The sequence below is a fragment of the Burkholderia pyrrocinia genome, assembly GCF_018417535.1.
GTDB lineage: Bacteria > Pseudomonadota > Gammaproteobacteria > Burkholderiales > Burkholderiaceae > Burkholderia > Burkholderia pyrrocinia_E.
The window spans coordinates 1,742,741-1,761,402 of sequence record NZ_CP070977.1 but is presented as its reverse complement, the minus strand read 5'-3'; the positions used below and the strand labels follow the sequence as shown (position 1 = coordinate 1,761,402).

Annotated in this window: 18 protein-coding genes and 1 riboswitch; of the genes, 5 read left to right on the top strand and 13 right to left on the bottom strand. The window is 68.0% G+C overall.

Going from position 1 to position 18,662, the window contains the following annotated elements; translation table 11 throughout:
* Positions 1-9 precede the first annotated feature (9 nt).
* From JYG32_RS08230 to JYG32_RS08215, 4 genes are all read right to left on the bottom strand, one after another.
* Entirely contained in the window at positions 10-1,290 is a 1,281-nt protein-coding gene (locus tag JYG32_RS08230) for a sensor domain-containing phosphodiesterase (protein ID WP_174380473.1), read from the bottom strand.
* Positions 1,291-1,770: 480 nt separating this feature from the next.
* Positions 1,771-2,697, bottom strand: a complete 927-nt coding sequence (locus JYG32_RS08225) for a DMT family transporter (RefSeq protein WP_213265259.1) — start codon at positions 2,695-2,697, stop codon at positions 1,771-1,773.
* Between the two features lie 145 nt (positions 2,698-2,842).
* Positions 2,843-3,100 carry a hypothetical protein gene (locus JYG32_RS08220; protein ID WP_174380477.1) on the bottom strand — a complete coding sequence of 86 codons (258 nt, stop codon included), beginning with the start codon at positions 3,098-3,100 and terminating at the stop codon, positions 2,843-2,845.
* A 208-nt stretch (positions 3,101-3,308) separates the two neighbouring features.
* Positions 3,309-3,524 carry a glycine zipper 2TM domain-containing protein gene (locus JYG32_RS08215; protein WP_174380478.1) on the bottom strand — a complete coding sequence of 72 codons (216 nt, stop codon included), beginning with the start codon at positions 3,522-3,524 and terminating at the stop codon, positions 3,309-3,311.
* On the opposite strand from JYG32_RS08215, the gene JYG32_RS08210 reads away from it, so the two are divergent.
* Positions 3,523-3,765 carry a hypothetical protein gene (locus JYG32_RS08210; RefSeq protein WP_213265258.1) on the top strand — a complete coding sequence of 81 codons (243 nt, stop codon included), beginning with the start codon at positions 3,523-3,525 and terminating at the stop codon, positions 3,763-3,765. The genes JYG32_RS08215 and JYG32_RS08210 overlap by 2 nt on opposite strands.
* Here JYG32_RS08210 and thiC read toward each other — a convergent pair.
* Positions 3,759-5,690: a phosphomethylpyrimidine synthase ThiC gene (gene thiC / locus JYG32_RS08205; protein WP_213265257.1), complete on the bottom strand. Its 1,932-nt coding sequence runs from the start codon at positions 5,688-5,690 to the stop codon at positions 3,759-3,761. The two genes, JYG32_RS08210 and thiC, sit on opposite strands and share 7 nt — an antisense overlap.
* A 124-nt stretch (positions 5,691-5,814) precedes the next feature.
* Positions 5,815-5,932: riboswitch (TPP riboswitch) on the bottom strand.
* A gap of 270 nt (positions 5,933-6,202) precedes the next feature.
* Here thiC and JYG32_RS08200 point away from each other — a divergent pair.
* From JYG32_RS08200 to JYG32_RS08185, 4 genes are all read left to right on the top strand, one after another.
* On the top strand, positions 6,203-6,475 hold the full coding sequence (locus tag JYG32_RS08200) for a pentapeptide MXKDX repeat protein (RefSeq protein WP_174380483.1): 273 nt from the start codon (positions 6,203-6,205) through the stop codon (positions 6,473-6,475).
* A 172-nt stretch (positions 6,476-6,647) separates the two neighbouring features.
* Positions 6,648-7,280 carry a cytochrome b/b6 domain-containing protein gene (locus JYG32_RS08195; protein ID WP_034183182.1) on the top strand — a complete coding sequence of 211 codons (633 nt, stop codon included), beginning with the start codon at positions 6,648-6,650 and terminating at the stop codon, positions 7,278-7,280.
* 29 nt (positions 7,281-7,309) lie between these two features.
* A complete protein-coding gene (locus tag JYG32_RS08190) occupies positions 7,310-8,098 on the top strand; it encodes a molybdopterin-dependent oxidoreductase (protein ID WP_174380485.1) in 789 nt (262 codons plus the stop codon).
* 333 nt (positions 8,099-8,431) lie between these two features.
* Positions 8,432-9,604 carry an EamA family transporter gene (locus JYG32_RS08185; protein WP_213265256.1) on the top strand — a complete coding sequence of 391 codons (1,173 nt, stop codon included), beginning with the start codon at positions 8,432-8,434 and terminating at the stop codon, positions 9,602-9,604.
* Between the two features lie 21 nt (positions 9,605-9,625).
* Here JYG32_RS08185 and JYG32_RS08180 read toward each other — a convergent pair whose 3' ends face one another.
* The 8 genes from JYG32_RS08180 to JYG32_RS08145 form a co-directional block, all read right to left on the bottom strand.
* The gene (locus JYG32_RS08180; protein ID WP_213265255.1) at positions 9,626-10,825 is read right to left on the bottom strand and encodes an MFS transporter; all 1,200 of its coding nucleotides are present in this window, start codon (positions 10,823-10,825) and stop codon (positions 9,626-9,628) included.
* A gap of 186 nt (positions 10,826-11,011) precedes the next feature.
* On the bottom strand, positions 11,012-11,836 hold the full coding sequence (locus JYG32_RS08175) for a phosphodiesterase (protein ID WP_174380489.1): 825 nt from the start codon (positions 11,834-11,836) through the stop codon (positions 11,012-11,014).
* A gap of 87 nt (positions 11,837-11,923) precedes the next feature.
* Positions 11,924-12,955: an ABC transporter ATP-binding protein gene (locus JYG32_RS08170; protein WP_213265254.1), complete on the bottom strand. Its 1,032-nt coding sequence runs from the start codon at positions 12,953-12,955 to the stop codon at positions 11,924-11,926.
* A 13-nt stretch (positions 12,956-12,968) separates the two neighbouring features.
* Positions 12,969-13,868 (bottom strand): ABC transporter permease, encoded by a 900-nt coding sequence (locus JYG32_RS08165; RefSeq protein ID WP_213265253.1) that lies wholly within the window; start codon positions 13,866-13,868, stop codon positions 12,969-12,971.
* Between the two features lie 10 nt (positions 13,869-13,878).
* Positions 13,879-14,703 carry an ABC transporter permease gene (locus tag JYG32_RS08160; protein WP_213265252.1) on the bottom strand — a complete coding sequence of 275 codons (825 nt, stop codon included), beginning with the start codon at positions 14,701-14,703 and terminating at the stop codon, positions 13,879-13,881.
* A gap of 17 nt (positions 14,704-14,720) precedes the next feature.
* Positions 14,721-15,749 carry an ABC transporter substrate-binding protein gene (locus JYG32_RS08155; RefSeq protein ID WP_174380494.1) on the bottom strand — a complete coding sequence of 343 codons (1,029 nt, stop codon included), beginning with the start codon at positions 15,747-15,749 and terminating at the stop codon, positions 14,721-14,723.
* A 74-nt stretch (positions 15,750-15,823) separates the two neighbouring features.
* Positions 15,824-16,849 (bottom strand): LacI family DNA-binding transcriptional regulator, encoded by a 1,026-nt coding sequence (locus tag JYG32_RS08150; protein ID WP_213265251.1) that lies wholly within the window; start codon positions 16,847-16,849, stop codon positions 15,824-15,826.
* Between the two features lie 329 nt (positions 16,850-17,178).
* Entirely contained in the window at positions 17,179-18,294 is a 1,116-nt protein-coding gene (locus JYG32_RS08145; protein WP_213265250.1) for a hypothetical protein, read from the bottom strand.
* Positions 18,295-18,662 lie beyond the last annotated feature (368 nt).

The following is an 18,662-nucleotide window of genomic DNA, read 5'->3' as shown; positions in this document are numbered from 1 at the left end:
CCGCGCCGGTCAGCGCATCACGGTTCCCGCGCTGTCGAGCACGAAGTCGACGCAGAACACGACGAGCCGGCTCTGCGCGCGGATCGCGACGGCGGCCGTATAGCAGTCGCGGCCTTCCGTCAGCGAGAAATGCGGGCCCATCAGCGCGACGCGCCCGGGCGCGGCGATCGCGCGCTGGAAGTACGGGCGTCGCGACCAGTTGCTGTGGGTTTCCGGGAACAGCGGCGAGAGGCGGGTGGCGCTCGCCTGGCCGTCTTCGGCGCGCGCGCCGATCGACGGCAGGAACTGCTCGCCGATCTCGTCGGTGACGAACACGCGGCGCGCGGCCGGCACCGCGAATACGCGTTGCGCGGCGTCCTGCAGGTTGCCGCTCGCGGAAAACGCGGCCGCGCCGGTGAGTACGAGCCGCTCGATCGCGTCGAAGCCCGGCTGCTCGGGGACGACCGGTGTGTGCCGGCGCGCGATGAAGCGCTGCCAAGCGGCGTCGAGCAGCGCGGGCGCGGCCGCGCTCGCGTGCGCGATCGATGCGTCGGGCTGGCCGAACTGGAAGCCCTGCACGAAATCGATGTCGGCCTCCATCAGCGCCTGCAGTGCGTCGTTACTTTCGACGCCTTCGGCAAGCACCATCGCGCCGGCCTGGTGCAGCATCGACACGAGATGATGCATGATGCGGCGATCGTCGGCCGACCCGGTCGTGCGCTCGACGAGCGAGCGATCGAGCTTGACGATGTCGGGCCGCGCGCGCCACACCCGGTCGAAGTTCGAGAATCCCGTGCCGAAATCGTCGATCGCAATCAGGAAGTCGCGATGCTGGATCATGTCGATCGTGCGGGCGAGCGCGGCTTCGTCGCGCGCCGGCTGTTCGACGACTTCCAGCACGATGCGGTTCGGCGGCAGTGCGAAATGCCGACACAGCGCCTCGACGAACTCGCGCTGCACGAGGCCCGAATCGAGTACGCGCGGCGTCACGTTCAGGAACAGCCAGCCGTCGCCGATGCCCTGCGCGACGAAATTGGCCGTGTGCAGGCAGCGCGCGAGCCGGTCGAGCAGCAGCGCGTCGGCGTTGGCGCGCGTCTTGTCGAAGAGGGCCGTGGGCGAGACCAGCGCGCCGTTCGCGTCGACGACGCGCAGCAGTGCCTCGTAGCCGACCACACGCTTGTGCGTGATCGACAGCACGGGCTGGAACACGCTGCGCAGCGTCGTGGTGCGATAGGTGGCGTGCCAGCCGCCGGGCGTCAGCGTGAGGCGTTCGAGCAGGGAGTCGAGCGATAGGTCGCGGGCGGGCTTCATGTCAACGGTGCCCAGGGGCGAGCGGCGGGCCGGCAGCGCGCCGCCACGCCAAAGCAGTCGCACGCGCAGGCGGACGCGAAAAAACGTGTGGCATCGTGACCGCCTTCTGCGGATGAATGTTACGAGTGTAACGGGAATGCGTCGGCGCGCGTATCAGGGAAACTCCAGACACAAACGGTACACGGCTGCCCCGCCACGGCCGGCGCGCCGCTCGAGTGCGCGCAGTGCATGCCCGTCACGCGGTGAAAGGTACCGCGCAAGCACATGACAATCCGGCGGCATGACCGAGCGTCGCGGCCGTATCACGTATGGGGCGGCGCGGGAAATCCCGGCAGCGGGTGTCGCCGGGTGCGACCGTCGCTGTCGAATGAATGCACATGCGAATGCACATGCGCTGCAGCACCATCCTCCGCGCGATGGGCAGCAGGCGGCGATCACTTCACGATGGACGACGCACGGCGGTCGCGTGCGCCCGGATCCTCAGGTCGTTTCGCCGCCACGCGGCCGGAGACCGGGAATCCGCTTGATCACGCCGGTCGCGAGCGCAGTACCGACGAGCACGATCGCGCAGCCTTCGATCATCACGGCGGACACGTGTTCGCCGAGGAACAGCGCGCCCCACAGAAGGCCGAACACCGGGATCACGAACGTCACGGTAATCGCGCGGGCGGGGCCGACATGCGCGATCAGGTAGAAGAAGATGAAATACGCGATGCCCGTGCAGGCGATGCCGAGGCCGAGCACGGAACCCCATGCGTGCGCGCTGACCGGTGCGGCCGGCCAGGTGGCGATCGCGAACGGCAGCAGCAGGACGGTCGAGCCGATCATGCTGCCGGTCGCGTTGACGAGCGGATCGACGCCGCTGAGCTTGCGCTTCGTGTAATTGGCCGCGATGCCGTACAGCAGCGTCGCGCCGAGCGCCGCCGCAGCGGCGAGCGCGGTCGCGCTGGCGCCCGTGGCGCCGTGCGCATTCGCGATCTGGTTCCATACGAGCGTGATCACGCCGGCAAAACCGATCACGAGGCCGAGCGCGCGCGGCAGCGACAGTGTGTCCTTCAGCCACAGGTAGGCCACGAGTGCGCCCCACAGCGGCGTCGTCGCGTTGATCACCGACGTCAGGCCGGCCGACAGCGTCAGTTCGGCGAACGCGAACAGGCAGAACGGTATGCCCGAGTTCAGCGCGCCGACGACGAACAACGGCCACGCATGACGGCGCAGCCGCGCGCCGAGATCGGCGGGTTTGAAGCGCGTCAGCGCAAAGCCGGTGAGAAACAGCGCGCCGATGCCCACGCGCAGCGCCATCAGCGGCGCGACGCCGAAATCGACCACGCCGATCCGGATGAACAGGAACGACGCGCCCCACAGGGCAGCGAGCACGGTCAGCAGAAGGGCATTTTTGGGTGACATCGATCGTGGGGGCGGGGGGACGGGATGCGGTGAATCTTACACCGCGCTGCCGCGCCGCCGTTTCACGATTCGATGAAACGACAAGAAACGGGAATGTCGCCGGTTGCAGCCGCGGGATGGCCGGCTGTCCGGCAGTGCTGCCCGATCAGTGATGGCGCCAGCCGCCGCGTCCGCCGCGCCCGCCGAAGCCGAAATTGAGCGACAGCGCCGGTCCCCAATAACCGCCCCACGCCGGCGCATACGCGGGCGCCGGATAGTAGTAGACGGGGCCCGGATCGACGTACACGGGCGCCGGCTGCACCGGTGCCGCCGTGTAATAGCCGCCAGGATAATAGCCGTACGGGTAGTAGCAGCCGGCGAGCGTCGTGCAGGCGAGCGCCGCGGCGACGAGGGTCCTGTTCATGATGTCTCTCCGGCGGAGCCGGCAATCGGCAGATGCTTAAGCTTAGGCCGGGCGCCGATGACACGGTGTGCGAAACGGTAACGGATCATTTCCGGAGCGCTGCGGCGTGCTGCGGCGCCGCATACGAAAAACGGCGCTTCCGCAGTGCGGAAACGCCGTCAGGCCGGAGCTCGCCGCGCTTCGCGCGGCGGCCGGATAGCCGGTCGGCTTATTTGCCGACCTGGTTGCCGATGATGCCGCCGGCCGCTGCGCCGCCCAGCGTCGACAGTGCGTTGCCGCCGATCGCCGCGCCGGCGACGCCGCCGACACCCGCGCCGATTGCCGTGTCGCGCTGGCGCCTCGTCATCGAGTCGCAGGCCGACAGGCTGGCCACCGTCGCGACGAGCAGCGCGCATACCCCAATACGCCGAATCGAATAGCTCATGATCGTTGTCCTTGCGGTAGTGAACGGAAGCACGCGCGACCGGCCGGCGGCCGCGCATGAACCCAATCTACGCGCCGCCCCGCGATGCTGCTGTAAGGACTTGTTAAGGCTTGCGCGGTTTCGTAATCAATTGTTTCCCGTGCGCAGGCAGGCATGCGACATGCGTAAAAAAGCCCGCTCGAAAGCGGGCTTCGTGCATCGCGATGCGTTTCCGGTGCGGATCGCCGCGTTTGCTTACTGACGGTGATAGATCTCGGCGCCGGTCTTGACGAACTCGACCGCCTTCACTTCCATCCCTTTCTTCAGCGCTTCGGTTTCCGACACGCCCTGCTGTGCCGCGAACTCGCGCACGTCCTGCGTGATCTTCATCGAGCAGAAGTGCGGGCCGCACATCGAGCAGAAGTGCGCGACCTTCGCGGAATCCTTCGGCAGCGTCTCGTCGTGGAATTCGCGCGCCTTGTCCGGATCGAGACCGATGTTGAACTGGTCTTCCCAGCGGAACTCGAAGCGCGCCTTCGACAGCGCGTTGTCGCGCACCTGCGCGCCCGGGTGACCCTTCGCGAGGTCGGCGGCGTGCGCGGCGAGCTTGTACGTGATGATGCCTTCCTTCACGTCGTCCTTGTTCGGCAGGCCGAGGTGTTCCTTCGGCGTCACGTAGCACAGCATCGCGGTGCCGAACCAGCCGATCATCGCGGCGCCGATGCCCGACGTGATGTGGTCGTAGCCCGGCGCGATGTCGGTGGTGAGCGGCCCGAGCGTGTAGAACGGCGCTTCCTTGCACCAGTCGAGCTGGAGATCCATGTTCTCCTTGATCAACTGCATCGGCACGTGGCCGGGGCCTTCGATCATCACCTGCACGTCGTGCTTCCACGCGATCTGCGTGAGTTCGCCAAGCGTCTTCAGCTCGCCGAGCTGCGCTTCGTCGTTCGCGTCGTAGATCGAGCCGGGACGCAGGCCGTCGCCGAGCGAGAAGCTCACGTCGTACGCCTTCATGATCTCGCAGATCTCTTCGAAGTGTTCGTACAGGAAGCTTTCCTTGTGATGCGCGAGACACCACTTCGCCATGATCGAGCCGCCGCGCGACACGATGCCCGTCATCCGGTTCGCGGTGAGCGGCACGTACTGCAGGCGCACGCCCGCGTGGATCGTGAAGTAGTCGACGCCTTGCTCGGCCTGCTCGATCAGCGTGTCGCGGAAGATTTCCCAGGTCAGGTCCTCGGCCTTGCCGTTGACCTTTTCGAGCGCCTGGTAGATCGGCACCGTGCCGATCGGCACCGGGCTGTTGCGGATGATCCACTCGCGCGTTTCATGGATGTGCTTGCCGGTCGACAGGTCCATCACCGTGTCGCCGCCCCAGCGGATCGCCCACGTCATCTTGTCGACTTCCTCGCCGATCGACGACGTGACGGCCGAGTTGCCGATGTTCGCGTTGATCTTCACGAGGAAGTTGCGGCCGATGATCATCGGCTCGGATTCCGGGTGGTTGATGTTCGCGGGGATGATCGCGCGGCCGCGCGCGATTTCGTCGCGCACGAACTCGGGCGTGATTTCGGCCAGCGCGTTCGCACCGAACGCAGCGGCACCGAACGCCTGGCCGGGGTGCTGGCGGCCCATCATCGCGGCGAGCTTCGCGCCGTTCGGGCCGCTCGCCTTCAGGCTCTCGAGGTACTCGGCGCGGCGCTGGTTCTCGCGGATCGCGATGTATTCCATTTCCGGCGTGATGATGCCCTGACGCGCATAGTGCATCTGCGTGACGTTCTTGCCGGCCTGCGCGCGGCGCGGGTTGCGGTGCAGGCCCGGGAAACGCAGGTCGGCGGTGGCCGGATCGGCCGCGCGCTCGAGGCCGTACCGGCTCGACAGGCCGGAGAGCCCTTCGGTGTCGCCGCGCGCTTCGATCCAGCGCTGGCGCAGCGCGGGCAGGCCCGCGCGGATGTCGATCTTCGCTTCCGGATCGGTGTAGGGGCCCGACGTGTCGTACACGTAGATCGGCGGATTCTTTTCGCCGCCGAAGCCGGTCGGCGTGTCGGCCTGCGTGATTTCGCGCATTGGTACGCGGATGTCGGGCTGCGAGCCGGTCACATAGACTTTCCGCGAATTCGGCAGCGGCGCGACGGCAGCGGCATCGACGTGGGCGTCGGCGGACAGAAACTTCGGATTGGCGTTCATGCAATCTCCTGTGTGAGCGCCGGACAGGCGCTTCGGCGCTTGCCCGGAGCCCTTGACGAATGTGGGGCTCGAGCTAAGCAGGAGACGAGGCTTGGTGAGGCGGCGGATTTCGTCAGAAGGATGGCGGCGGAATCCGTACGCTTCCCTGCGCTGGCATTATCCAGATCAGGTTCAAAGGGTATTTCTCACCCGCAATGCCGGTTTTGTTGACCGGGCGCATTGCAGGACCCCCGCGTTAGCAGCGCACACGATACACTGGCTTTGCGGCGGTTTCAACCGGTGGCAGATCGGTTGCCGCGGTGCAGTTGCAGCATTGCGGGCGGCGCGCCTGCCGCGCCAGCCGCGATGCATGACACCGCCGCACGGCCCTGCAGCCCGGCTGACAACGACGGCGCGGTGCAGCATTGCGGCACTTTCGGCAGCCCCTAAAAAAATATTTTCGAAACGACTGTCATTTCCCGCGACGTCCTCCGTCTATTCGGCTCCTCAAACCCATGTTTCGGAGAGATGTCATGAAAAAAGTACTGATCGCAGCCTGTGTCGCCGGTTTCGCCATGGCCGCAACGGGCGCATATGCGCAGAACGACGCGATGTCGAAGGAGGGTTCGTCGATGTCGAAGGAAGGTTCGGCGATGTCGAAGGACGCGATGGGCCACGACGCGATGGCCAAGGACGGCGCGATGAAGAAGGGCGCCATGAAGAAGCACGCGATGAAGAAGGACGCGATGTCGCACGACTCGATGGGCAAGCCGAAGTCGGACGACAAGATGGCCCCGTCGAACTGACGGATACGGACGGAGCGCGGCCGACGCGCGTGTCGCTGCTGCGTGCCGGGACGGCACGCGGTGCCGGCTGACGCGCGAGGCACGCGCCACGGCTGCGCGTCAGCGCATGCGTCGCCTGGCCGGTCTCCGGCCCCGTCTCGCGCTCCGTCGCCTCATTCCGGGAGTTTTCATCATGCAAACCGTTCCCGCCACCGGGCGCGCGGCCGCCACGCCGCCCGCGCGCCCGATCCATCCGCTGTGGGTGCGCGCGAGCCACTGGCTCAACGCGCTCGCGGCCGTGCTGATGGCGCTGTCCGGCTGGCGCATCTACGACGCGTCGCCGATCTATCCGCCGTTCACGTTTCCTCACGGCATCACGATCGGCGGCTGGCTCGGCGGCGCGCTGCAATGGCATTTCGCGGCGATGTGGCTGCTCGTCGGCAACGGGCTGTTCTACCTGGCGATGTCGCTTGCGACCGGGCGGCTTGTGCGCAAGATGCTGCCGGTCACGCCGGCATCCGTGTGGCGCGACGTGCGCGCGGCGCTCGGCGGGCGGCTGTCGCATGCCGACCTGAGCGTCTACAACGCGGTGCAGCGCGCGGCGTACCTGACCGCGATCGTCGATCTCGTCGTGCTGGTGCTGTCGGGGCTCGCGATCTGGAAATCCGTGCAGTTCCCGCTGCTGCGCGAACTGTTCGGCGGTTACGACAACGCGCGCGTCGTGCATTTCTGGGCGATGTCGCTGCTCGTCGCGTTCTTCGTCGTGCATGTCGCGATGGCGCTGCTGGTGCCGCGCTCGCTGCTCGCGATGCTGCGCGGCCGTTGAACGGCACGAAGGTGCCGAAGGAAATCATCATGTCCGAATCCGAACACAAGCGCGACCGCCCGCTGTGGACCCTCGACCGGAAGTCGCTCGAACTCGACGTGCGCCGCGAGCTCGAGATGCCGTCGCGGCGGCTGTTCAACCGGCGCGTGCTGACGCTCGGCGGCCTGACGATGCTGACCGGCTGCACGCTGCAGGACGACGCGTCGGTCAACACGTTCCTCGAGAAGGTGTCGCGCATGAACGATCGCGTGCAGGCGTGGCTGTTCAGCCCCGACCGGCTCGCGCCGACTTACACCGAAGCCGACATCACGCGGCCGTTCCCGTTCAACGCGTACTACGGGATCGACGACGTGCCGCACGTCGATGAATCGACCTATCGGCTCGTGCTGTCCGGCCGCGTGACGGGCAAGCGCGTGTGGACGCTCGACGAGCTTCGCGCGCTGCCGCACGCGGAGCAGATCACGCGGCATATCTGCGTGGAAGGGTGGAGCGCGATCGGCCGTTGGGGCGGCACGCCGTTTGGCGCATTCCTCGCACGCGCAGGCGCCGATACGCATGCGAAATACGTCGGCTTCAAGTGCGCGGACGACTACTACGAGAGCATCGACATGCCGACCGCGCTGCATCCGCAGACGCTGCTCGCGTTCGACTACGACGGCCGCCGCCTGCCGCCGGAATTCGGCTTCCCGATGAAGCTGCGGATGCCGACCAAGCTCGGCTACAAGAACCCGAAGCACATCATGGAAATCTTCGTGACCGATACGTTTCCGGGCGGCTACTGGGTCGATCAGGGGTACAACTGGTTCGGCGGATCGTGACCGGCGCATGGCTCGGCATCGCATCCGGCCCCTGATTTCACCCGCCCGCCGGCCGCAAAATGTCGCGCCGAAACGTCAGTCCTTATCCTTTCAGGCAGGTCTGACGATGCTTTCGAATCCTTGATGCCATAATGCCGAGCGTGCGCAGCCGAAGCGGTTGCGCGCGTTTTTTTGTCCCTCTGCCGCCGCTTGCCGGTTCTCTTTCGTCGCCGTTCGCACTGCCATGTCGTTCCGCACGTTCGCTCTGCCTCCCCGGTCCCGCCAGGACCGTTTGCCGGCATTGCCGGCGTCTTTCAGCGGAGCACGCGGCGCGACGTGCGGGCGGGTTGCACGATGACGCCGCTCGACCGTCTCCTCGATTTCCTCGCGCGCCTTTCGTTCCGGATCCGCCTGCCGCAAAGCCGCGGCGGCCGCGTCGCGCTCGCGCTCGTATTCATCTATTTCGTCTGGGGTTCGACCTACAGCGGCCTGCATTTCGCGCTGCAGTCGTTCCCGCCGCTGCTGCTGTCGGGGCTGCGCAACCTGCTCGGCGGGATCGGCCTGTTCATCTTCGCGCTGCGGCGCAAGCCCGAATGGCCGACGCTGCTGGAGATCCGCAATGCGGGGATCGTCGGCACGATGCTCGTCGCGCTGTCGTCCGGCACGATCGCGCTCGGGATCAGCTCGGTCAGCAGCGGCTCGGCCGCGGTGATGGTGGCGACGGTGCCGCTGTTCGCGACCGTGATCGCGGCGGTGGCCGGCCGGCCGGTAACGAAGGGCGAGTGGGCGGCGGTCGCGCTCGGGATGGTCGGCATCGTCGTGCTGAATTCGGGCGGCGCGGCGGCGCAGAATTCGGCGCTCGGCACGATCTGCGTGCTGGCCGGCGCACTGTTCTGGGCGGGCGGCGCGCACCTCGCGACGCGGCTCAAGCTGCCGTCCGACCTGTTTCTGTCGACGTCGCTGCAGATCGGCCTCGGCGGCCTGATTTCGACGCTCGTCGCGTGGTTGATCGGCGAACGCATCGAACACGTGATGGCCGGGCCGGTGTTCGCGTTTCTGTACCTGATGGTGTTCTGCACGATGGCCGCGTATGTCGCGTACGGCTACCTGATCCGCCACACGAGCCCGATCATCGCGAGCAGCTGCATGTACGTGAACCCGATCGTCGCGGTCGCGCTCGGTGCGCTGCTGCTTGGCGAACCCGTGACGATGGCGACCGTGGTCGCGACCGTCGCGATCCTCGGCAGCGTCGGGCTGTCGTTCGTGTTCGATCCGGCGCGCCGGCCCGCGGCACGCGCGGCGGCTGTCGGCTCGACGGCCGTGGCGGCCGCGTCGGCGGCGGACGTTGCGTCCGCACCCGATCAGATCGAGATGCCCGAGGCGGCACCCATCCTGGCGCCTTCCGCCGTCCCGCTTGCGGTACCGACACCGGCTGCCGTGATGGATCCGGCCGTGGTCATGGACCCGCCACCGGCATTCGCGCCGCCGCCCGCCGGCGAACCGGCCGCGCCCCGCGCCGACGCGTGACGCCAGTGCTGCCGGGCGCGCTCAGCCGCGCCGGCCGCCGCGATGGTGGAACCAGCCCGCGAGCGCGGTGAACAGCAGCCCGGCCGCGCACATGCCGGTCCAGCCGAATGCGCGCCATGCGGCGACGCCGGCCGACGAGCCGAGCGCGCCGCCGATGAAATAGCACACCATGTACACGGTGTTGACGCGGCTGCGCGCCTCGGGCTTCAGCGCATAGATGCGCGACTGGTTCGAGATCTGCGCGGCCTGCACGCCGACATCCAGCACGATCACGCCGATCACGAGCCCGACGAGGCTCGAGCCCGACAGCGCGAAGATCACGAACGACAGCGCGAGCAGCGCGATCGCGAGCGAGATGATCGCGCGCGGGCCGCGCTTGTCCGCGAAGCGGCCCGCGTAGGGTGCCGCGAGCGCACCCGCCGCGCCGACGATCCCGAACAGGCCGGCAGCCTGCGGACCGAGATGGAACGGCGCGCCGGCGAGCAGCAGCGTGAGCACGGGCCAGAACGCGCTGAACGCCGCGAACAGCGCGGCGCCCGTCAGCGACGCCTCGCGCAGCCCGCGCAGTTCGACCGCCAGATGCCACATCGAGCCGAGCAGTTTGCCGTACGGCAGCGTCGACGTCGGCGAGCTGCGCGGCAGCCGCAACACGATCACGGCCGCCAGCGCGACGAGCGCCGCGACCGACGCGGCGAACACCGCGCGCCAGCCGAAATACTCGGCGACGAAGCCGGCGGCCGTGCGCGCGAGCAGGATGCCGAGCAGCAGGCCGCTCATCACGGTGCCGACCGCGTGCCCGCGTTCGGCGGGCGGCGCGATCTCGGCCGCGAACGGCACGGCCTGTTGCGCGATGGTCGCGAGCACGCCGATCGCGAGGCTCGCGACCGCAAGCACGGCCAGCGACGGCGCGGCGGCCGCCACGATCAGCGCGACCGACAGGCCGGCGATCTGCATCAGGATCAGCCCGCGGCGGTCGAAACGGTCGCCGAGCGGCGCGAGCAGGAACATGCCGGCCGCATAACCGAGCTGCGTCGCGGTCGGCACCGCGCCGATCCACGACGCGCCGTCGGGAAAGGCCGAGCGGAAGCTCTCGAGCAGCGGCTGGTTGTAGTAGATGTTCGCGACGGACACGCCCGCGATCGTCGCGAGCAGCAACAGCAGGCTGCGCGAGTAGTGGGGCGAGGCGGCGTTGGCCGGACGGTCGGTGGAGGCGGTGGACATGGCTGCGCGGGCGAAGTGGGGCGGCGCGGCGCGCGGCGCACGCATCGGGTGCGCAGGCGGGCCGGGCGCCGGCCGAGGCTGCCGATCATACCGGAGCCACGTGAATCCTGCCGGGCGGGCGGCGAACCGGCACAACCGGTACAAGCGGCATGACCGGGCGCCCGTCATTGCATGTGCTTCACGCGGTCAGTCGACCAGTTCCCCCGTCGGCTCGTAGAACGGATACGGCCCGGCGCCTTCGTCCACATACACGTGGTGCGATGTCATCCCCGTATCCGGCGCATAGCAGTGCACCGCGAACGCCGGCGGTTCGAGCCGGAACGCGGACGGCGCGTCGGTTCGCAGGTCGAATGCGACCTGATGCGCGGGCGCCGGCACGGCCGACGCGAGCGTGCCGCCGAAACGCGTGAACATCGTACGGTGCACGTGGCCGCACAGCACGCGCTCGACGTTCGGGTAACCGCGCAGCAGCGCGTCGAGTTTCGCGGCGGCGGCGGGCGCGAGGCGCAGCGCGTCCATGTGGCCGATCCCCGATGCGAACGGCGGGTGATGCAGTGCGACGATCACCGGGCGATCGCGCGCGGCGTCGAGCTGCGCGGCGAGCCACGCGAGCCGTGCATCGCACAGGTCGCCGTAGCTCGCGCCGGGCACCTGCGAATCGAGCGCGAGCACGCGCACCGCGCCGACGTCGAACGCGTACTGCACGAATTCGCCGTCCTGCAGTTCGGCGCGATCGGCGAACGCGCGGCGCAGCCCGGCGCGGTCGTCGTGATTGCCGACCATCAGGTAATACGGAATCTCGAGCGGCGCGAGCAGGTCGCGCAGGTTGCCGTATTCGTCGTCGTGGCCGAAGTCGGTCAGGTCGCCGGTGACGAGCACGGCGTCGGGGCGCGGCACGAGCGCGTTCAGCTTCGCGATGCAGCGCGCGAGCGCGGCCGCCGTGTCGACGCGCCGGTACGCGAGCTGACCCGGTCGCTTGATGTGGAGATCGCTGATTTGAGCTAGCAGCATCGTCGTTTCTCGGAATCGTCTGGTTATTGTGGGTGCGGCGTCATGCGCCGCAGTGGGGTGGTGCATGCGTGGTGCATTCGAACTGCATTACGCGCCGAGCGCGATCAGGCCTTCCGGTGCAATCGTAATGCCGACCGCCGTGCCGTGCGCGAGCGCGATGCGGCCCGGGACGTCGATCACGAGCGCGTCGGGCGCCGCGTGCTCGATCGTGAGCCGCGTGCGCTCGCCGAGGAACGCGCATGCGCCGACCGTGCCGCGTAGCGGCGCATGCGCCGGATCGGCGAGTTGCGCATCCTCGGGGCGGAAGAACCACTCGTCGGCGGCATGCGGCGTGACGATCGCGCCGCCCGTCGTCACGAGCGCGCCATTGCGCCATTGTCCGTCAAGCCGGTTCAGCGTGCCGATGAACTGCGCGACCGTACGGTTGGCCGGCCGGTAGTAGATGTCGCGCGGCGTGCCGATCTGCTCGATGTGGCCCGCGCCCATCACGACGATCCGGTCGCCGAGCTCCATCGCTTCGGCCTGGTCGTGCGTCACGTAGACCGTCGTCACGCCGAGCTCGCGCAGCAGTGCATTCATTTCGCGACGCAGCACGTCGCGCAGTTTCGCGTCGAGTGCCGTCAGCGGTTCGTCGAGCAGCAGCACGCGCGGCCGCACCGCGAGCGCGCGCGCCAGCGCGACGCGCTGGCGCTGGCCGCCCGAGAGCTGATCGATCGGCTTGTCCGCGTGCGCGTCGAGCCGCATCATCGCGAGCAGTTCGTCGACACGTTCGCGCAGTGCGCGCGGCTCGGTCTTGCGGATCTTCAGCCCGTAGCCGACATTGCCGCGCACCGTCAGGTTCGGAAACAGCGCGTAGTTCTGGAACACCATGCCGACCTGCCGGCGCTCGATCGGCAGTGCGGTCACGTCGTCGTTGCCGAACGCGATCGTGCCGCCGGCGTCCGGCGTGTCGAGGCCCGCGATCAGGCGCAGCGTCGTCGTCTTGCCGCAGCCCGACGGCCCGAGCAGCACGAGCGTTTCGCCCGCGCCGATCGACAGGTCGATCGGTTCGAGCACGCGCGTGCCGCGGAACGTCTTCGCGCAGCCGGTCAGGGTGATGGGAGTGGAATCGAGTTTCATGGGAACGGAAGGTTCAACGCGGGCGCCGCTTGAGCGCACGCGTGCCGGACGGATCGACGCCGAGCCACTGCATCGCGACGAGGAGCGGCAGCGTCATCAGCAGGAACAGGATCGTGTACGCGCTGCCGACTTCGAGGCGCAGCGACGCATAGGTATCGGCGAGCCCGACGGGCAGCGTCTTCGTGTCGGGCGTGTGCAGCATCCACGTGAGGTTGAATTCGCCGATCGACAGCGTGAGCACCGCGAGTGCGCCCGCGACGATGCCGGGGCGCAGGTTCGGCAGCACGATCGTGACGAAGCGCGTGACGAACGACGCGCCGAGGCTGGCCGCGCCTTCCTCGAGCGTGCGCAGGTCGGCGCCGGCGGCGACGGCCGCGACAGCGCGCACCATGAACGGCAGCGTGAACACGACGTGGCCGACGACGATGAACCACAGGCTCATCCGGAACGCGGTGAAGCCGCCGTACACGACCAGCAGCGCGAGCGCCGACGCGAGGCCCGGCAGCGCGACCGGCAGCACGAGCGCTTCCTCGATCGCGCGCGCGACGCGGCTCTTGCTGCGCGCGAGCGCATAGCCGGCCGGCACGCCGACCGCGAGCACGATCGCGAGCGTCGCGAACGCGACATAGAGCGACAGCGCGACCGAGCCGTGATACTGCTGCCATACCTGTTCGAGCCAGCGCAGCGTGAGGCCGCTCGACAGTCCGCGGAAGTAGTTGACGGTCAGGCCCGCGAGCACCGACATCACGACGGGTACGATCAGGAACGCGCACAGCAGCAGCGTGACGCCCCATTGCAGCGCGGCGATCGCACGCGCGCCCGTGACGTGCGGCGCGCGCCGTGCGACGCCGCCGTTCGCCTGCGCAGGAGCGGGCGCCGGCGACGGCGCGGAAGAGCCGGAAAGCGATTGCATGCAGGAATCCTCAGGCCGCGGCGGCGGCGGTGTGGCCGGTGAAGCGGCGCGCGAGCGCGAGCACGGCCCAGGTGACGATGCCGAGCACGATCGACAGGCCGGCCGCCGTCGCGATGTTCGCGTTCAGCGTGAACTCGGTGTAGATCGTCATCGGCAGCACGTTCAGGTCGGTGGCGAGCGTGAACGCGGTGCCGAATGCGCCCATCGCGGTCGCGAAGCAGATCGCGCCGGCCGCGATCAGGCTCGGCGCGAGCGCGGGCAGCACGATGTCGACAAAGATGTGCCACGGCGACGCGCCGAGCGAGCGCGCGGCTTCCTCGAGCGACGCGTCGAGCTTCGACGCGGCCGCGATCACGGTGACGATCACGCGCGGAATCGAGAAGTACAGGTAGCCGACGAACAGGCCCGCGACCGAATACGCGAACACCCACTTGTCGCCCGTGAGCTTCGCGGACAGCATGCCGATCAGCCCCTGACGCCCCGCGAGCATGATCACCATGAAGCCGACGACGACGCCCGGGAACGCGAGCGGAAACGTGAGCAGCGCGAGCAGCACGCGCTTGCCCGCGAATTCGCGGCGTGCGAGCAGCAGGCCCGAGATCGTCGACAGCGCGAGCGTCGCGAGCGTGACGCCTGCGGACAGCGCGACGGTTTCGCCGAGGCTCTTCATGTAGCGCGCATTGCCGAGCAGCGCGGCGTACTGCGAGAAGAACGCGCCGTCGGCGGACACCTGCACGAGCGCCGCCATCGGCAGCAGCCAGAACGCGGCGAATACCGCGAGCGCCGGCGCGACGAGCGCGACGCGCCAGCGCAGCGGGAAAGTCAGGTCGAGCATCGGTTGCGTCCCGCCGCTTACTGCATCACCTGCAGGTACTGCTGGCCGAACGCCTGCTGGCCGGCCGCCATCTTGCCGAAGTCGACCGGCTTCGCACGCGCATACTCGCTCGCCGGCAGGAACTTCGCGGCGACGTCGGCGCCGAGCGCCTGCGCGCGCACCGGGCGCAGGTACGCGTTGGCCCACAGCTTCTGGCCTTCGTCGGACAGCACGAAGTCGAGCACCTTCTTGCCGTTCGCGTCGTGCGGCGCGCCCTTCACGAGGCTCATCACGTACGGCACCGCGATCGTGCCTTCCTTCGGAATCACGAATTCGACGTTCGCGTTGTCCTTGTACTTCGCGCGATATGCGTCGAAGTCGTAGTCGAGCAGGATCGGAATCTCGCCGGACAGCACGCGCGCATACGCGGTCTGTTTCGGCACGATCGGCGCGTTCGCCTTCAGCTTGCGGAACCAGTCGAGCGCCGGCTTGAAGTTGTCGAGGCTGCCGCCGAGCGCCTGGTTGACGGCCACCGCACCCGCGTAGCCGACGAATGCGCTGGACGGATCGAGATAGCCGACCATGCCCTTGTATTCGGGCTTCAGCAGGTCGGCCCACGAGCGCGGCACCGGCTTGCCGTCGAGCGCGTCCTTGTTCACGAAGAAGCCGAGCGTGCCCGAGTGGATCGCGAACCAGTAGCCTTGCGGGTCCTTCAGGTTCGCGGGAATGTCGTTCCAGTGCGCGGGCTTGTACGGCGCGATCACGCCCTTGTCCTTCGCCTGGAATGCCGACGACACGCCGAGGTAGACGACGTCGGCGACCGGGCTCTTCTGCTCGGCGATCAGTTGCGCGATCGACTGGCCCGAATTCTTGTTGTCGAACGGCACGCGGATGCCGGTCTTCTGCTTGATCGCCGCGATCTGCGCGGCCCAGTCGGCCCATTCGGGCGGGCAGTTGTAGCAGATCGCCGTTTCGTCGGCGTGGGCGGCGGGCGCGCCGGCGATGAGCGCGGCGCAGGCGAGCGGCGCGGCGAGCGCGCGCAGCAGCGAGGTCAGGCGAAAGGACACGGCAGGTCTCCGGGCGAGTGTGTAGCGCTGGGGTGGGGTGGTGGTCGGCGTGCGTGGTGGCACGGCCCGTGCGTTCAGGCCTTGCGCAATTGCACGTCGGTGGCCGGCGGCGCAACCGTCGCGCCGTCGCGCACCGCGTGCGGCAGGATCAGCGACGTGCGTTCGATCGTCGCGCCGCCGATGCATTCGACGAGACGCCGCCACGCGTGGCGGCCGATGTCGCGGTTCGGCGTCGCGACGCTCGCGAGCGGCGGCGCGAGCAATTCGCCGATCGCGATGCCGTCGAAGCCGAGCACCGACAGGTCGTCCGGGATCGAGAAGCCCGCGCGGCGCAGGCCGCGCATCACGACCATCGCCAGCAGGTCGTTGCTGCAGAAGAGGGCGGTCGGGCGCGTCGCGTGCGAGGTCAGATGCGCGAGCACCGCGTCGGGCAGCTCGGGCGCGTTGAAGTCGACTTCGACCGGCGGCAGCGTGGCGACGCCGATTTCCTCGAGTGCCTGCGCATAACCGAGATGGCGCTGGCGCGCGCGATCCGACGCGGCAAGCGAGCCGGCCAGCATCAGCACGCGGCGGTGACCGCACGCGGTCAGCAGCCGCACGCCGTCATAGGCGGCGCTGCGGTTGTCGACCGACACCGACGGGCGGCGCTGCGTATCGTTGTGCATCAGCACGTAATGCGGGCCGTCGCGGTCGAGCATGTCGAGCAGCGGGTGCGTGTCCGCGTCGGCGACGGTGAGGATCAGCCCTTCGACGCGCTGCTCGCGCAGCGTCTCGATCGCGTGACGCTCGCGCGCCGCGTCGTACTCGGTCGTCATCAGGATCAGCTTGAAGCCGGCCGCCGTCGCGAGCTCGTCGATGCCTTGCAGGCAGTCGGCGAACACGGGATTCGACAGCGTCGGCACGACGACGCCGATGAGCCGCGTGCGTTCGCCGCGCAGTTGCCGGCCGAGCGGGCTCGGGCGGAACTGCAGCGTGTCGATCGCGGTGCGGATCGTCTGCAGCGTGGCGGGGCTGACGGTATGCGGTGCGTTGATCGCGCGCGAGACGGTGGCGATCGAGAAGCCCGCGAGGGCAGCGACATCCTTGATGGTCGAGGTCATGAAGTAGCGCGAGTAGCGCGATGTAAACGTTTTCGGCAGGGAAATTATCGAAAACGTTTGTGACTTCGCGATGACGCGCGCGACGCTTGTTTCGCAAAAGGCACGATACAAACGTCAGACGGTTGGGACGTCGGGCAGGGCGGATTCATGTGAAGGATCGGCCGCGCGCCGCCGCTGTCGATTGTATCGGCGAAAGCGGGCGCGGTGCGCGATGTCCGTCGCCGGGCGCGAGGCGGCCCGGCGTGCACGCACATACGGCGGGATGCGCGCGCCGCGTCTCGCCGCAGGTGTGCGGCGATCACGCGGCGCCGCCGCAGGGCGGGGTGGCGTTACAGCGCGACGAACAGCATGCCGTGCGGGTCCTGAAGGGCGGATGCGTTGCCGACGCTCGTCGCGACGGGCGTCAGGTGGCCGGACTTCGTGTCCAGTTTCATCACCTGGCCTTGGCCGGCGCTGTAGGCGTCACCTTGCGAGAACGGCGCGTCGACGCGGTAGGTCGTGTTGCTTGCGTCGGTGAACAGCATGAAGGTCTTGTCTTGCGGGCCCGGCGCCGGCACCCAGCGGGTGTCGTCGACCGGATAGACGGGGCCGTCCTTGTCGCTGAAGAGCGTGAGCGTCAGCACGCTGACGGTCTGGCTCGCGCCCGGATTGTGGATGAACACCAGCTTGCCGTCGGCCTGGCTGTCGAGCACGAGATCGCCGGCGGAATCGATCGCTTCGGAATCGGGGTCCGTCAGGCTCAGCGTCACCTGCTGGTTGAAGGTCGGATTCGACGATCCGCCGACGGACGGGGTCACGTCGGTGGCCTGCGCGTTACCGGCGAGCACCGGTGCGACGTCGAACGTCGTGCCGTTCGCGTTCAGCGTGAGCTGTCCGACAGTCGGTGCGGCGGTGCCGGGCGTCGTCGGGTTCGACGCGCTCACGTAGACGTTCCCGTTGAGCAGTTGCATGTCGTCGAAGCCGCCGCCGTGTGCGGTCGGATTGACGGTCGCCGCGTAGGTTTTCTGCGTACCGGCCTTGAGGTCGACGATCGTCAGTTCGGGATTGCCGTCCTCGTTGGCCATCGCCCACAGTGTGTTCGTATCGGCGCGGGCCATCAGGCCGTCGACATGGCCCGGCACCGTATATGTCTTGAGCACGTTGCCGCTCAGGTCGTATTGCACGATGTCGTTGGTCAGGCCGGGCACGGAGCCGTCCTTTACGTCACCTGCCTTCTGGTATCCGATGAAGACCGTGTTGTTGAACTGGACGATCGAATCGGGCTTGTCCGTGGACGTCGGCGCTTTCGCGAATACGGACAACGTATAGCCGGACGCGGTGGCAGTGTTCGGCACGGCCGCGGTATTGGTCGGTGCGATGCCGGGGGTGGAAGTTGTGTCGTCGCCACCGCAGGCGGCAAGAAAGACCGATGCCGACATGACGGTTAACAGGGGCTTTCCAAACATTACGTTTTCCTAATTGAATGAATCGTGCAGGATGAGCGGAACGTGTTTGTTACTGTCGGTTACTGAGGCGCGGGTCAGGCTATGCCGCGCATATTTCGTTTCGGTGACAAACGTCGCACGCCTGCGCCGATTGCCCGGAGCGGATGACGGCGGTAGCACGGCGGAGCTTAAGTCGGGCTTAAGGAAGCGCGTCGAATCGATCGGCGCGGGAAAAATTCGATGAAATTCACGCGTCATGGCGAGCAGTCAGTGCGCGTCGATATCAAGCGAATTCGAATATTTTCGTTCTACGAATGAAAGGACGTGCGCTTGAAAACGTGATCGATTCACTGACGGCGGAGGGGGGGCGTCATGCGTTTGCGATCCGG

Excerpts from the sequence above, each read along its gene's own strand:
- JYG32_RS08210 (WP_213265258.1), top strand. The coding sequence starts at position 3,523 with ATGATCGTTGTCCTTGCGGTAGTGAACGGAAGCACGCGCGACCGGCCG.
- JYG32_RS08175 (WP_174380489.1), bottom strand. The coding sequence starts at position 11,836 with ATGCTGCTAGCTCAAATCAGCGATCTCCACATCAAGCGACCGGGTCAG.
- JYG32_RS08180 (WP_213265255.1), bottom strand. The coding sequence starts at position 10,825 with ATGTCCACCGCCTCCACCGACCGTCCGGCCAACGCCGCCTCGCCCCAC.
- JYG32_RS08160 (WP_213265252.1), bottom strand. The coding sequence starts at position 14,703 with ATGCTCGACCTGACTTTCCCGCTGCGCTGGCGCGTCGCGCTCGTCGCG.
- JYG32_RS08225 (WP_213265259.1), bottom strand. The coding sequence starts at position 2,697 with ATGTCACCCAAAAATGCCCTTCTGCTGACCGTGCTCGCTGCCCTGTGG.
- JYG32_RS08215 (WP_174380478.1), bottom strand. The coding sequence starts at position 3,524 with ATGAGCTATTCGATTCGGCGTATTGGGGTATGCGCGCTGCTCGTCGCG.
- JYG32_RS08170 (WP_213265254.1), bottom strand. The coding sequence starts at position 12,955 with ATGAAACTCGATTCCACTCCCATCACCCTGACCGGCTGCGCGAAGACG.
- JYG32_RS08165 (WP_213265253.1), bottom strand. The coding sequence starts at position 13,868 with ATGCAATCGCTTTCCGGCTCTTCCGCGCCGTCGCCGGCGCCCGCTCCT.
- JYG32_RS08145 (WP_213265250.1), bottom strand. The coding sequence starts at position 18,294 with ATGTTTGGAAAGCCCCTGTTAACCGTCATGTCGGCATCGGTCTTTCTT.
- JYG32_RS08190 (WP_174380485.1), top strand. The coding sequence starts at position 7,310 with ATGTCCGAATCCGAACACAAGCGCGACCGCCCGCTGTGGACCCTCGAC.
- JYG32_RS08220 (WP_174380477.1), bottom strand. The coding sequence starts at position 3,100 with ATGAACAGGACCCTCGTCGCCGCGGCGCTCGCCTGCACGACGCTCGCC.
- JYG32_RS08200 (WP_174380483.1), top strand. The coding sequence starts at position 6,203 with ATGAAAAAAGTACTGATCGCAGCCTGTGTCGCCGGTTTCGCCATGGCC.
- thiC (WP_213265257.1), bottom strand. The coding sequence starts at position 5,690 with ATGAACGCCAATCCGAAGTTTCTGTCCGCCGACGCCCACGTCGATGCC.
- JYG32_RS08230 (WP_174380473.1), bottom strand. The coding sequence starts at position 1,290 with ATGAAGCCCGCCCGCGACCTATCGCTCGACTCCCTGCTCGAACGCCTC.
- JYG32_RS08150 (WP_213265251.1), bottom strand. The coding sequence starts at position 16,849 with ATGACCTCGACCATCAAGGATGTCGCTGCCCTCGCGGGCTTCTCGATC.
- JYG32_RS08185 (WP_213265256.1), top strand. The coding sequence starts at position 8,432 with ATGACGCCGCTCGACCGTCTCCTCGATTTCCTCGCGCGCCTTTCGTTC.
- JYG32_RS08195 (WP_034183182.1), top strand. The coding sequence starts at position 6,648 with ATGCAAACCGTTCCCGCCACCGGGCGCGCGGCCGCCACGCCGCCCGCG.